The organism is Limimaricola sp. AA108-03 (assembly GCF_050847355.1).
In the GTDB taxonomy this organism is placed as follows: domain Bacteria; phylum Pseudomonadota; class Alphaproteobacteria; order Rhodobacterales; family Rhodobacteraceae; genus Limimaricola.
On sequence record NZ_CP193759.1, the window covers coordinates 1 to 13,401 of the forward strand.

Annotated in this window: 13 protein-coding genes; 4 read left to right on the plus strand and 9 right to left on the minus strand. The window is 69.8% G+C overall.

What is annotated here, in order from left to right; genetic code table 11:
* Positions 1-313 precede the first annotated feature (313 nt).
* Positions 314-1,507 carry an AAA family ATPase gene (locus ACRAQ3_RS18065; RefSeq protein WP_269397968.1) on the plus strand — a complete coding sequence of 398 codons (1,194 nt, stop codon included), beginning with the start codon at positions 314-316 and terminating at the stop codon, positions 1,505-1,507.
* A complete protein-coding gene (locus ACRAQ3_RS18070; protein WP_432256842.1) occupies positions 1,504-2,481 on the plus strand; it encodes a ParB/RepB/Spo0J family partition protein in 978 nt (325 codons plus the stop codon). The genes ACRAQ3_RS18065 and ACRAQ3_RS18070 overlap by 4 nt, the downstream gene beginning before the upstream one ends.
* A gap of 79 nt (positions 2,482-2,560) precedes the next feature.
* Here ACRAQ3_RS18070 and ACRAQ3_RS18075 read toward each other — a convergent pair whose 3' ends face one another.
* The 8 genes from ACRAQ3_RS18075 to ACRAQ3_RS18110 form a co-directional block, all read right to left on the minus strand.
* Positions 2,561-3,574 carry a YeiH family protein gene (locus tag ACRAQ3_RS18075; RefSeq protein WP_432256972.1) on the minus strand — a complete coding sequence of 338 codons (1,014 nt, stop codon included), beginning with the start codon at positions 3,572-3,574 and terminating at the stop codon, positions 2,561-2,563.
* Between the two features lie 63 nt (positions 3,575-3,637).
* Positions 3,638-4,951, minus strand: a complete 1,314-nt coding sequence (gene hisD / locus ACRAQ3_RS18080) for a histidinol dehydrogenase (protein ID WP_432256843.1) — start codon at positions 4,949-4,951, stop codon at positions 3,638-3,640.
* Positions 4,952-4,959: 8 nt separating this feature from the next.
* Positions 4,960-5,853: an ABC transporter permease subunit gene (locus ACRAQ3_RS18085; protein ID WP_432256844.1), complete on the minus strand. Its 894-nt coding sequence runs from the start codon at positions 5,851-5,853 to the stop codon at positions 4,960-4,962.
* Entirely contained in the window at positions 5,850-6,638 is a 789-nt protein-coding gene (locus ACRAQ3_RS18090; protein ID WP_432256845.1) for a taurine ABC transporter ATP-binding protein, read from the minus strand. The genes ACRAQ3_RS18085 and ACRAQ3_RS18090 overlap by 4 nt, the downstream gene beginning before the upstream one ends.
* Positions 6,639-6,700: 62 nt before the next feature.
* A complete protein-coding gene (gene tauA, locus ACRAQ3_RS18095; RefSeq protein WP_432256846.1) occupies positions 6,701-7,687 on the minus strand; it encodes a taurine ABC transporter substrate-binding protein in 987 nt (328 codons plus the stop codon).
* Between the two features lie 60 nt (positions 7,688-7,747).
* The gene (locus tag ACRAQ3_RS18100) at positions 7,748-8,470 is read right to left on the minus strand and encodes an aspartate/glutamate racemase family protein (RefSeq protein WP_432256847.1); all 723 of its coding nucleotides are present in this window, start codon (positions 8,468-8,470) and stop codon (positions 7,748-7,750) included.
* Positions 8,467-9,678 (minus strand): DegT/DnrJ/EryC1/StrS family aminotransferase, encoded by a 1,212-nt coding sequence (locus ACRAQ3_RS18105; RefSeq protein WP_432256848.1) that lies wholly within the window; start codon positions 9,676-9,678, stop codon positions 8,467-8,469. The genes ACRAQ3_RS18100 and ACRAQ3_RS18105 overlap by 4 nt, the downstream gene beginning before the upstream one ends.
* 4 nt (positions 9,679-9,682) lie before the next feature.
* On the minus strand, positions 9,683-10,708 hold the full coding sequence (locus tag ACRAQ3_RS18110; protein ID WP_432256849.1) for a D-cysteine desulfhydrase: 1,026 nt from the start codon (positions 10,706-10,708) through the stop codon (positions 9,683-9,685).
* 113 nt (positions 10,709-10,821) lie between these two features.
* Here ACRAQ3_RS18110 and ACRAQ3_RS18115 point away from each other — a divergent pair, with 113 nt between their 5' ends.
* Both ACRAQ3_RS18115 and ACRAQ3_RS18120 read left to right on the plus strand, forming a co-directional pair.
* Entirely contained in the window at positions 10,822-11,724 is a 903-nt protein-coding gene (locus tag ACRAQ3_RS18115; RefSeq protein WP_432256850.1) for a LysR family transcriptional regulator, read from the plus strand.
* 294 nt (positions 11,725-12,018) lie between these two features.
* The gene (locus tag ACRAQ3_RS18120; RefSeq protein ID WP_432256851.1) at positions 12,019-12,480 is read left to right on the plus strand and encodes a hypothetical protein; all 462 of its coding nucleotides are present in this window, start codon (positions 12,019-12,021) and stop codon (positions 12,478-12,480) included.
* Positions 12,481-12,620: 140 nt separating this feature from the next.
* Here the strand turns inward: ACRAQ3_RS18120 and ACRAQ3_RS18125 are convergent, their stop codons facing one another.
* Positions 12,621-13,400 carry an ATP-binding cassette domain-containing protein gene (locus ACRAQ3_RS18125; RefSeq protein ID WP_432256852.1) on the minus strand — a complete coding sequence of 260 codons (780 nt, stop codon included), beginning with the start codon at positions 13,398-13,400 and terminating at the stop codon, positions 12,621-12,623.
* Position 13,401 lies beyond the last annotated feature (1 nt).

Consider the following 13,401-nt stretch of genomic DNA (forward strand, 5'->3'; position numbering starts at 1 on the left):
TTCGCGCAGTGAAACAAGGGCCTCGGGCGGCATGAACAGAGAACCCTAGAATCCAGAACAGGGGGTTTTCGGATTCGGATTTCGGGGTTTTGGGCGCCCCGCGGCGGCGATTTGCTACAAATCGGGATGGGGGAGGGGGGCGAGGTGCCGCGAAATCCGAACCATACGGCTCTTTGGGTCCGAGTGCGGTATTTGCGCCACGCCCCGGGCAGGTTCGGTTTTCGTGGCACCGCCCCGCGGATAGCGCACTTTACCTCCGTGCCGCGCCACCGCATCTTGGAGGCCGAACGCAGGCAAGGATATCGCTTTGGACATGGAAGACTATCCCGTCGGGCTGGATGAAATCGACGCGCTGGCGGGCCGGGCCGGGCGGGTGATCGAGAAGCTGCGCGCGCGGGTCTTCGCGCCGGGCGTCAGCAAGAGCCTCGATCTGCGCTTCAACGTGCGCAGCGCCGCCGAGATGTGCGGCCGCACCGAGAAGGCGCTGCGCGACGCCGAGGGCGACGGCCGGCTGCCCGAACCCGAGAAGGATCCCGATACCGGGCGCCGCACCGGCTATTCGCTGGCCGAGGTGAACCGGATGCGCGAGGTGTTCGGCACGCTGCCGCGCCGCGCCCCCACCGATCCGGCGACGGTGCTCGCGGTGCAGAACTTCAAGGGCGGGGTCGGCAAGTCGACGGTGGTGACGCATCTGGCGCAGTATCTCGCGCTCAAGGGCTACCGCGTCTGCGTCATCGATTGCGACAGCCAGGCCTCCACCACCAGCGTCTTCGGCCTCAACCCCGACGTCGATGTCGACGAGGAGGAGGACACGCTCTACCCGTTCTTCCGCCATGGCGGCCCGACCAGCCTGCATTACGCGCTGCGCGCCACCTACTGGCCCGGCATCGCGCTGATCCCGGCCAATCTCGGTCTCTACGACGCCGAGTACGAGTTCGCGGCGCGCATGGTGCGCGAACAGGATTTCGTGCTCGACCGGCTGCGCGGCGGCATCGAGACGATCTCGGACCAGTTCGACGTGATCCTGCTCGACCCGCCGCCGGCGCTCGGGATGATCTCGCTGTCGGTGCTGCGCGCGGCCAACGCGATCATCGTGCCGGCGCCGCCCAACAACATCGATTTCGGCTCGACCGCGCATTTCCTGCGGATGATGTCCTCGACCCTGGGCGAGCTGGCGCAACATGGCGGGACGCGGGGCTATCATTTCGTCAAGATCCTTGCGACCAAGATGAACGACCAGAAGAGCGCCCATGGCGCGATCAAGCGGATGATGGATGCGGTGTTCCCGCAGGACATGCTGTCGGCGGTCCTGAAGGACAGCGCCGAGATCGACAACGCGACGGCGAACCTGATGACCGTCTACGAGCTGACCGGGGCGGCGACCCGCACCGAGACGCACAAGCGCTGCCGCGTCTATCTCGACGCGGTGGGGCGCGAGGTCGAGACCGAGATCCGCAAGACATGGCCGAGCCACCACGCGGCGCTGCGCAAGGAGGGGATCCTGTGAGCAGGAAGCACGACGACATCTTCAACGACGTCCTGAACGGTCTCGACGAGACCGAAACCCGCGAGGACGGGGCAGGGCGGGCGCAGACGCGGTTTCTCAAGCGCTCCACCGCCATGTCCGAGCAGGTCACGGGCGGGCGCCAGGAAAAGGTGCTGCGCCTCGTCGATCCGGCCAGCTGCGTCATGTGGGAGGGGCACAACCGCGCCTACGAGCTGCTGACGCCCGAAAACTGCGCCGACCTGATCGAGGGGATGAAGGCGCAAGGCCAGCAGGAGTTTCCCGCGATCGTGCGGCGGCTGCGCCCGGCGGGGCAGGGCGACGGCCCCGAATTCGAGGTGATCTGCGGCGCCCGGCGGCATTTCACGGTGAGCTGGCTCAGGGCCAACAACTACCCGCAGTTCCGCTACCTGATCGAGGAGCGCGAGCTGACCGACGAGGAGGCGTTCCGCCTCGCCGATATCGAGAACCGCGACCGCGAGGACATCTCGGATTACGAGCGCGCCCGCGACTATGCCCGCGCGGTCGAGGCCTATTACGGCGGCCAGCAGAAGCTGATGGCCGAGCGGTTGCAGGTCTCGCCCGGCTTCCTGTCGCGGTTCCTGCAACTGGCCAAGCTCGAACCGGAGATCGTCGCTGCCTTCCCGTCGATCCGCGACATCAAGGAGCTGCATGCGCGGCAGCTGCGGCCGCTGATGGCGGAGCCCGGCGCGCGAGAGGCGGTGCTGGCGGAGGCCAAGGCCATCGCCGAGGAGGGCGCGCGCCTCGCGGCGCCGGCGGTGCTGTCGCGGCTCAAGGCGGCGGGCAAGGTGACGGCGCCGCGCAAGCGCTCGGACCGGGTGGTGCAGCATCGCGACGGCAATGTCAGCATCCGCCGCAAGGGCAAGTCCTACGTGATGGAGTTCGACGCCGATCTCAGCGACGCGGCGCTGCGCTCCGCGCTCGACCTGTTCCTGAAGGAGCGGAGAACACGCTGATTGCCAGCTGGCAATCGCAGGTGAATCCTAACCTAATCAACAACTTGCCTGCCGTTCTTCGACGGGAACGGCAGGCCGTTCAAAGCGCTGTCAGGAAGATCCCGGCGAGGAACAGCGTTTCGGCGGCGATCAGCGCGATCGCGGCGCCGCCGACCTGCATCACCGTGGCGAGCGAGGTCTTCATGCCCACCGCCGCGATCGCGATCAGCAGCGCCCAGCCCGAGGCATCGGCCAAGAGCCCGCCCAGCATCTCCGGCACCAGCCCCAGCGAGTTCAGCGCCCCGAGCGCCAGAAAGCCCAGCACGAAGCCCGGGATCAATGGCGGCCGCTTGCCCGTGGCGCTGTCGCCGAGGCCGCCGGCGCGGATCGCCAGCGAGAACAGCAGCACGACCGGGGCCAGAAGGCTGACCCGGATCAGCTTGACCAGCGTCGCGGTCTCGCCCGCCTCGGGCGAGATCGAGAAGCCGGCGCCGACCACCTGCGCCACGTCGTGGATCGTCGCGCCGAGGAACACGCCGGTAGTGCGGGTGTCGAAGCCGACCCAGCCGGTCAGCAGCGGATAGGCGATCATCGCCAATGTCGAGAGCAGGGTGACGCCGAGCACGGTGAAGCTCAGATCGGTTTCGGAGTTCTCGTCGCGCGGCAGCACCGCGGCGATGGCCATGGCGGCGGAGGCGCCGCAGATCGCCACCGCGCCGCCGGTCAGCAGGCCGAAGCGCCAGCCCTTGCCGAGCGCGCGGCCCGCGAGGAACCCGAGCAGGATCGTCGCGGCCACCGCCGCCACGATCAGCCCGATCAGCCCCGCGCCGAGATCGAGCAGAAGCTCGACCGAGATCCGCGCGCCCAACAGCGCCACGCCGAGGCGCAGCACGTGGCGGGCGGTGAAGCCGATGCCCGCGACGCAGCGGCCTTCGAGCGACAGGAATTGAAGCGCCATCCCCAAGAGCAGCGCCATCAGCATCGCCGGCGCGCCGTAATGCTCGGAGATGAACTGGGCCGCCACGGCGACCACGGCGGCGACGGTGAAACCGGGCAGGAGAACGGGCAGGCGCAGCACCGGCGCGCGCAGCCGGGCCGGTGCGATCGCATCAATGAACATCGGGGATTTCCTTGGCTTTGACGGCGCCCCGGTGGGGTCGGGGCGCCGGGGGAGGGCCTAGCCCGCGACCTTGGCGGCGGCGGCGCCGGCCTCGGTCACGGCGTAGCGGGTCAGGCGGATGTCGGCGGCGCGGGCGTGGCCCTCCATCCCCTCGACGCGGCTGATCCGGGCGGTGGCGCCGCCGAGCTGGCGCGAGGCGGCGCGGTCGGCGCGCTGCCAGGTCACCGTCTTCATGAACTTGTGCACCGAGAGGCCGCCGGTATAGCGCGCCGCCCCCGAGGTCGGCAGCACGTGGTTCGGCCCCGACGCCTTGTCGCCGTAGGCCACGGTGGTCTCTTCGCCGAGGAACAGCGAGCCATAGGCGCGCAGCCGGTTCAGCCACCAGTCGAGATCGGCGGCCTGCACGTGCAGGTGCTCGGGCGCGTAGTCGTCGGCGACCCGCGCCATCGCCTCGCGGTCGTCGCAGAGCATCACCTCGGCGAAGTCGCTCCATGCGGCGCGGGCGCTCGAGGCGTTGGGTTCGGGCAGCGCGTCGATCAGGCCGGGCACGATGGCCATCACCTTTTCGGCGAGGCCGCGATCGGTGGTGGCGAGCCACACCGGCGAGTTCCAGCCATGCTCGGCCTGGCTCACGAGGTCGATGGCGACGATCTCCGGATCGGCGGTCGCGTCGGCCAGCACCATGCTGTCGGTGGGGCCGGCGAACATGTCGATGCCGATCTCGCCGAATAGGATGCGCTTGGCCTCGGCCACGTACTGGTTGCCGGGGCCGACGAGGATGTCGGCGCGCGGCAGCCCGTAGAGCCCCTCGGCCATCGCCGCGACGCCCTGCACGCCGCCGAGGTTGAGGATCGCGTCGGCGCCGCAGAGATCCATCGCGAAGAGGATCGCCGCCGGGATGCCTTCGCCCGGGCGCGGCGGCGAGCAGGCGGTGATGTGTCCGACGCCCGCCACCTTGGCGGTGGTGATGGTCATCAGCGCCGAGGCGATGTGGCTGTAGCGCCCGCCGGGCACGTAGCAGCCCGCCGCCGAGACCGGGATCTGCCGCTGCCCGGCGATCAGCCCGGGCAGGATCTCGACCTCGCAGCCCTGCACCGTGCGCAGCTGCGCCTCGGCGAAGCGGCGGATATTGGCATGGGCGAAGCGGATGTCGTCCTTGAGGCTTTCGGGCAGCCGGGCGGCGGCGGCGCGGCGGGTCTCCGCGTCCACCAGCACCGGGCCGTCCCAGCGGTCGAGATCGCGGGCATAGGCCTCGACCCGGGCCTCGCCGCCCGACTTGATCTCGGCCAGCATGGCGCTGACGGCGGCGCGGGTGTCGGCCTGGTCGCTCTCGGCGTGGCGCCTGGCGCGCTTGAGATAGGTCACGGTCATGTCGGGTCTCACATCTTGCCTTTCCAGGGGATGACCTTGGCCTCGATCCAGCGCATCAGCAGGTCGAAGGCATAGGCGATCGCGGCGATCACGATGATCCCCATGATCACGGTCGGGGTCTGCAGGAACTGGCTGGCCGACAGCACCATGTAGCCAAGCCCCTTGGTCGCGGCGACCATCTCGGCGGCGACCAGAGTGGTCCAGCCGAAGCCGACCCCGACGCGCATCGCGGTCAGGATCTCGGGCAGCGCCGAGGGCAGGATCACGTGCCGCATCACCTGCCAGCGCGAGGCGCCGAAGCTGTAGGCGGCGTGGATCTGCTCGATCGCCGCCGAGCGCACCCCGGCGCGGGCGCCGAGCGCCACTGGGGCGAAGACCGACAGGAAGATCAGCAGCACCTTGGAGGTCTCGCCGATGCCGAACCAGATGATCATCAAGGGCAGGTAGGCCAGCGGCGGGATCGGCCGGTAGAACTCGATCGGCGGGTCGAACAACCCGCGCATCACCGGGCTCATCCCCATGGCGAGGCCGAGCGGGATGCCGACGGCGCAGGCCAGCAGGAAGGCGCCGAAGACGCGGGCGGTCGAGACCGCGACATGTTCGAGGAAGGAGGTGTTGGTGAAGCCGTTCTGCCAGACATCGACGAACTTGGCGAGGATCGCCTGCGGGCTCGGCACGAAGAGCGGCTTGACCAGACCCAGCGCGGTGATCGCCCACCAGACGAAGAGCAGGAACAGGATCGAGACGACCGAGAGCCACATCGTGTCGCCCTGTCCGGGCACGCCGTAGGTCTCGCCCGGCTTGGTGGGGCGGCCGCGCGCGAACCAGGCGAAGACGCCGCTGCGCGGGTTGATGCGGGCCTTTTCGGCGACGCTGGTGCTGTGCTTGACGGTCTCGATCATGCCGCTTCCTCCTCGTCGGCGAAGATGATGCCGAGCACCTCCTCGCGCAGGCGGATGAATTCCGGGGATGCCTTGATCTGCCGGGCCGGTTCGCCCGCGAGCACGCGGCGCGAGAAGGGCAGGTCGAAGCGGTGCGAGATGCGGCCCGGCCGGGGCGACATCACGATCAGCTTGGTGCCCATGAACAGGGCCTCCTCGACGCTGTGGGTGATGAAGAAGACCGATTTGCCGGTGTCGTTCCAGATCCTGAGGATCAGCTCCTGCGCCTTTTCGCGGGTCAGCGCGTCGAGCGCGCCCAGGGGCTCGTCCATCAACAGCACCTTGGGGTCGCAGGTCAGGGCGCGGGCGATGCCGACGCGCTGCTGCATGCCGCCCGAGAGCCGGTAGACCGGGGATTTCTGGAACCCGTCGAGGCCCAGCAGCTTCACGAAATCCTCGGCGATGGCGAGGCGCCTGGCCTCCGCCACGCCCTGCATCTTGAGACCGAAGGCCACGTTCTCGATCACGTTGAGCCAGGGCAGCAGCGCGTGTTTCTGGAACACGACCGAGCGGTCGGCGCCGGGGCCGGTGACCGGGCGGCCATCGAGCAGGATCTCGCCCGAGCTGGGCGCGAGAAAGCCCGCGATCAGGTTCAGAAGCGTGGATTTGCCGCAGCCGGAGGCGCCGAGCGCCACCACGAAATCGCCCTCGGCGATGGCCAGATCGATGCCGCGCAGCGCCTCGACCGGCGGCCGGCCCTCGGCTGCGGGAAACACCACGGAGGCGGATTTGATGTTCAGTCCCATTGGACCACTCCTCGTCGGGGTCTGGGGGTCCCGGCCCGCGCGGGGGCCGGGGCCGGGGGCCATCACTGGGTGGCGGCGGTGCCGATCTCGGTGTTCACGAAGCCGGAATAGTCCTCGGCCACCTGGTCGATGCGCCCGGCCTCCTTGAGGAAGGCGGCGGTGTCGCGCATCGTCTCGTGGGCGCTGCCGAGCCAGGTCTCGCCGAGCTGCTCGGCGAGCGGCACGAAGGTGAAGCCTTCGAGGATCGTGGGGATCTGCGCGGCGTCGGCGCCGGTCTCGGCGGCGATGGTCTGCACCGGTTCGCTCTCGGCGGTCCAGGCGGCGGGGTCGGCGAGATAGGCGGCGTTGGCCTCGTCCATCGTCCTGGCGAAGGCAGCCACGGCCTCGGCGTTCTCGGCGGCGAACTCGGCGTTCACCACCCAGGCGTCGAAGGTCGGGAAGCCCCATTCGGCGGTCTCGGCCGAGGTGGCGAGGCGGGTGCCGGTTTCGAGGATCTGGTTCTGCACCGGCTGCCAGATGAAGGCGGCGTCGATCGCGCCCTGTTCCCATGCGGCGGCGATCTGGTCGGGGGGCATGTTCAGGAGTGTCAGATCGGAGGCGGCGATCCCGGCATGGTCGAGCGCGCCCATCAGCGAGAAATGCGCGGTCGAGCCGACCGGCACCGCGACCCGCTTGCCAGCGAGATCCTCAAGCGTCTCGATCTCGGCACCGTCGCGGGCGATCAGGCTCTCGGCCGAGCCCAGCACCTGCGCCAGCATGAACATCTCCAGCTCGACGCCCTGGCTGGTGGCGATGGCGAGCGGCGAGGAGCCGAGTTCGGCGAGCTTGATGTCGCCCGAGGCCATGGCGGCGATCACCTCGGAGCCGGAGCCGAACTTGCGCCATTCGATGTCCCAGCCGGTGGCTTCGTCGAAGCGGCCCTCGGCCAGCGCCACCTGCATTGGCGTGGGGTTGCCGAAATGGCCGATGGTCACGGTTTCGGCCAGAGCCGATCCGGCGGTCAGGAAGGTGATGAGCGCGAGCGCTACGCGTGTCGTCGTCCGAGTCATTTCATACTCCTCTGTTGGCTGGCTGCATCGACGCTGTTTCGCGCCGTTCTGCATGGGGTGTCAGGCGGCGGTGCCGTCTTCTGGGTGGGGCGCGCCGAGGGCGGCGTCGCGGATCGCCGCGACCAGAAGGTCGAGCGTGTCGATGCCCTCCGCCTCGGGCGCGAGCGCCCCGGCGATGAGCGAGAACTCGGTGCAGGCGACGAGCTGCAGCGTCGCGCCGCGCCGGGCGAGATCGGCCGAGGCGGCGCGCAGCGCGGCACGGCTGTCCTCGTCGGGGCCGTGCGCCTTGATCGCGCGGATCGCGGCCAGAAGCGCGTCCTCGTCCCGCGGGTGGAGCAGGGTGAGGCCGGCCTCGGCGCAGGCGCGGTCGAACAGGCCGATCCGGCGCAACGCCGGCGAGCCGAGAAGACCCAGCTTGCCGCCCGGCCCGAGCCGTTCGGCGGCCCGCGCCACCGCGAGCGCCACCATGTCGATGAAGGGCACATCGACGGCGGCGCGGATCTCGGGGGCGTAGTGATGCGCGGTGTTGCAGGGCATGGCCAGCGCGGTGGCGCCGCCCGCCTCGAGCCGGCGCGCCATCTCGGCCAGCACCGGGCCGGGATCCGCGCCGCGCCCCTCGATCAGCCGGGCGATGCGCGAGGGCACCTGCGGGTTCATGTCGACGAGGAGCGGGATGTGGTCGGCATCGTCGCGGGCCGGGGTGGCGGCGATCACGCGCTGCATCAGGAGCACCGTCGCCTCGGGGCCCATGCCGCCCAGGATGCCGATCCGTTTCGGGGTCATGCCGCGCCCTCCGGGCTGCGCAGCGCCGCGAGGGCGGCGTCCAGATGATGGGCGATCGCGTCGCAATCGGCCGGCTTGAAGGTCAGCGGCAGCCGCATGTCGAACAGGGTCGAGAGGATCGCGTCGGTGCGGGGCAGGGCCTGCGCGCGCAGGTAGCGCCAGCTGCCATGGTTCGAGGTGAAACCCACCGGCTCGGTCGCGCCGAACCATTTCAGCTCGACCCCGCGCGCCGCCGCCTCGGCGACCAGCTGCCGCGCCGCCTCCGCCCCCAGCCCCGGCAGCCGGAACTGGATCGAGGAGCCGACATAGAATTCGGGTTCGGGCCGCTCGGGCAGCGCCACGCCGGGCAGGGCGGAGAGGCGCTCGGCCATGCGGTCGTGCAGCGCGTTCCAGCGGGCGATGGCGTCGTCGAGCCGGTCGAGCTGCGGCAGCAGGATCGCGGCGCGCAGATTGTCCATCCGCGCCGACATGTTCGGCGTCTCGAGCCGGATCTTCTCGAAATGCTCGGGCCCGGGGGCCGCGCCGTGGCGCTCGTAGAGCATGTAGGAGCCCGACATGATGATCGCGCGGGCCATCAGCTCGGGGTCGTCCGTGGTGAGGAAGCCGCCCTCGCCGGAATTCATGTGCTTGTAGGTCTGGGTGCTGAAGCAGCCCATCGCGCCGAAATTGCCGGAGCGACGGCCGTTCCAGCGCGCGCCCATGGTGTGGGCGCAATCCTCGATCACGGTGAGGCCGCAATCATCGGCGACCCGCATCAGCCGGTCCATGTCGCACAGATGGCCGCGCATGTTCGACAGGAGCAGGTGCCGGGCGCCAGAGGCGCGGGCCTTGGCGGCGAGGTCGCCCAAGTCGATCACCAGGTCCTCGGTGATCTCGACCAGCACCGCCTCGGCCCCGATGGCGGCGACGGCGCCGGGCACGGGGGCGAGGGTGAAGGCGTTGGTCAGCACGCGGTCGCCGGGGCGCACGCCGCAGGCGCGCAGCGCGATCTGCATCGCCTGCCCGCCCGAGGCCAGCGCCAGGCAGTAGCGCGCGCCCTGCCAATCGGCATAGGCCGCTTCGAGCCGGGCGGTGAGCGAGGTCTCGCCCGGCGCGGTGTTGTAGCGGTGCAGCCGCCCGCTGCGGAGCAGCTCCAGCGCCGCCGAGATGCCCTCCTCCGGGATCGGCTCCTGCTGGGTGAAGCTACCGGTGAAACGCGTCTCGGCCATGGGTTTACTCCGCTGCCAGCTTGTCGCCCGGGGCGCGCTCGAACACCGCGTCGTAGCCGAACAGCGCCGCCGCGCCGCCGGTGTGGATGAACACCACCCGCTCGCCCTTCTTGAAGCGGCCCTTGCGGATCTGGTCGATCAGCCCCGCCGCGCCCTTGCCGGAATAGACCGGGTCGAGAAGGATGCCTTCGAGCTCCGCGAACATGCGGATCGCCTCGATCGTGTCCTCGCGCGGGATGCCGTAGCCGGGGCCGACATAGTCGCAGTTCGCGACCACGTCCTCGCGGGCGACGATGCCCTCGCAGCCGAGCTTCTCCGCGGTGAGGCGGGCCAGCTTGAAGACGTTCTCCTCCTGCTTCTCGCGCGGCGCGCGGACGCCGATGCCCAGGAGCGGGATCTGCGCGTTGATCGCCTTGAGGCCGGTGATCAGGCCGGCCTGGGTGCCTGCGGAGCCGGTGGCGGTGACGATGTGGTCGATCACCATGCCGCGGTCATTGGCCTGACCCACAAGTTCGAAGGCGCAGTTGACGTAGCCGAGCGCGCCGGTGGCGTTCGAGCCGCCGCCGGGGATGGTGTAGACCTTGGCGCCGTCCTTGCGGAAGTTGTCGGCCACCGCCTCCATTTCGGCATGCATGTCGAGATCGGGGCCGCGGGTCTCGGTGGTGGCGCCGTGCAGGTGGTCGAGCAGCACGTTGCCGTTGCGGTTGTAGTTGTGATCCTTGGACCCGGTGCGGTCCTCCAGAAGCAGGTGGCAGCGCAGCCCGAGCTTCGAGGCGAAGGCGGCGGTCTGGCGCGCGTGGTTCGACTGGGTCGCGCCTTGGGTCATCACCATGTCGGCGCCCATGGCCTGTGCCTCGGCCATGAGGAATTCGAGCTTGCGGGTCTTGTTGCCGCCGGTCGAGAGGCCGGTGCAGTCGTCGCGCTTGATCCAGATCTCGGGGCCGCCGAGTTCGGCGCTCAGGCGATCGAGCCGCTCGAGAGGGGTGGGCAGATGGGCGAGATGGACGCGGGGAAACCGGGCCAGATGCATGTGACGCTCCCGTTCATAATTCACTATGGGAATACTGCGCCCCCAAATATCGCTATGCAAATGCGAAGTTCACATTGTAATATGCATGATATGCAACTTAGCGGGACCCTTGCATGCGCTTGGAATGGTTGGAAGACCTGATCGCCGTCGCGGAGACCGGATCCTTCTCGGAGGCGGCCGAACGCCGCTCTTTGACGCAGTCTGCCTTTTCTCGCCGCATTCGGCAGATCGAGGACTATGTCGGGGTCGAATTGTTCGACCGCAGCCGCAAGCCGGTGCAGCTGCAAAGGACCACCGAAACCCAGCGCGATCGAATCCTCCAGATCATCCGCACGCTGCGCCAGCTGGTCGCGGATCTGCGCAGCGGCAGCCAGATGGCCGAGAACCACGTGGTGCTGGCGAGCCAGCACGCGCTGACCACCTCGCGCACGCCGCGGCTGCTGCAGGGCGTGCTGGCGCATCACGACTCGATCTCGATCCGGCTGCGCTCGGCCAATTTCGACGATTGCTATGGCCAGCTCCTGGCCCGCAAGGCGGATATCGCGCTGGTCTACCGGATCGAGGGGATCGCGCCGGAGGTGGAGGCCGATTACTTGGAGACGGTCGAGGTCGGGCAGGACCGGCTGATCCCGGTCCATGCGGCGGCGCGGCGCGCCGATCACCTGCGCGACCGCGCCATGGGGCTGTTGCCGATCGTCTCCTATCCCGACGCGGTGTTCCTCGGTCAGGTGATGAACCTGCTGATCCTGCCGAACCTGCCGCAGCCCTTGCAGGCGGTGCAGCGGGTGGAGACGGCGCTGACGCTGGCGGCGCAGGAGATGGCGCAGGTCGGCATCGGCACCGCGTGGATTCCCCACAGCCTCGCGCGGGACCGGATCGCCGAGGGCAGCCTGATCGACCTTTCGGACGAGCTGCCGAGCTGCGAGCTGGTGATCACCGCGATGCGGCTGGCCGGGGCCAAGCGCCGCTCCGAGGACGCGGTCTGGACCGAGCTGCTGGGCGAGGCCGGCGCCTGACGGGGGGCGGGCCGGGCGAACAGGGTCGGGGGCGGCAACTGAATTGTATCCGGGGCCAAGGCCGAAGCGGCGGTGCGGGCGCGGTGGGGCCGGGTGATTTTCGGTCGATCCGGCAGCGGGATAGGGCGCGGGGCCGGGGCCTGCGCGGCCGGTCGCGCCCTGTCGCCGCGCATACATTTCGCGACAATTCTCGACTGTAGCTTGGCCCGGGACTGCGCCATCCCGGACCCGACCCCGGCGCGGCGCAGCGCCGCGAGGACCGGGGGTGACGTTCCAATCGCAAGGACGACGAGAATGAAAATCGCAGGCAAGATCAGCATCATCGCCGTGATCGCCACCCTGTCGGGCATCGCCGCAGGCGCGGCTTCGGCCCAGCAGCATCCCGAGATGACGCCATTGCCGCGCGCCGAGGCGCTGAAGCTGGCGGGCGCGCGTTTCGACGCCGCGGACACCGACGGCGACGGCCGGGTGAGCGCCGAGGAAGCGCGCGCGGCTCGGAGCGAGGCCCGCCCGGGCAGGGGTGACGGCCGGGGCCATGGGCCGCGTCAGGGTCCGGGCCAAGGTCTGGGCCAAGGTCTGGGCCAGAACCGGGGGCAGGAGCAGCGCCCGGCCGCCGAAGAGCGGGCCGAGTTCAAGCCGCTGTCGCGGGCCGAGACCCTCAGCCAGGAGGCCGCGCGCTTCGACGCCGCCGACAGGAACGGCGACGGCGTGCTCAGCGTCGAGGAGATGCGCGCGAGCTTGCCGCCGCGCCGCTGATCCGCGCGGATCCGGCGGGGCCGGGGCCATGCCCCGGATACCCGGCATCCGGCCGGGCCCGAACGCAGTCGGGGCGGGATCGCGCGATCCCGCCCCCTCATGCGGTTGGAGGGGTCCCGCGGCCACGGGCCGGGGAGGGATCAGACCGTGCTGCCGAGGCTGCTTTCCAGCGTCGCCAGCTCCTGGCCGCCCGCCATCATGTCCTGCAGCTCCTCGGGGCTGATCTCGCCGCGCCTGGCGGTGCCATAGGTGCGGCCCCGGTTCAGCACGGTGAAGCGGTCGCCCACCGCCATGGCGTGGCGCACGTTGTGGGTGATGAAGACCACCGCCACGCCCTGCTTGCGCACCGTGTCGATGGTGGCGAGCACGTTGGCGGTCTGGCGCACGCCGAGCGCCGAGGTCGGCTCGTCGAGGATCAGCACGCGGGCGCCGAAATGCACCGCGCGGGCGATGGCGACGGTCTGCCGCTCGCCGCCCGACAGCGTGCCGACGGCCTGATCGGGGCCGCGCAGCACGATGCCCATCTTTTCCATCTCCCGCATCGTCACCCGGTTGGCGAGCTCGTGGTCGAAGAAGGAGAATGGGCCGATCTTGCGCACCGGCTCGTTGCCCATGAAGAAATTGCGGCTCACCGACATCAGCGGGATCATCGCGAGATGCTGGTGCACGGTGGCGATCCCGGCGGCGATGGCGTCGCGCGGATCGGCGAAATGCATGTCGCGGCCCTCGAACAGGATCTCGCCGCGGGTCGGCTTGTGCACGCCGGAGAGCGTCTTGATGAAGGTCGACTTGCCGGCGCCGTTGTCGCCCAGAAGGCAGTGGCATTCGCCGGCATGGATGTCGACCGAGACGCCGGCCAGCGCGATGACCGAGCCGAAATGCTTCTCGATGTTCTTCATCTGGATCAGGGGCTGGGTCATG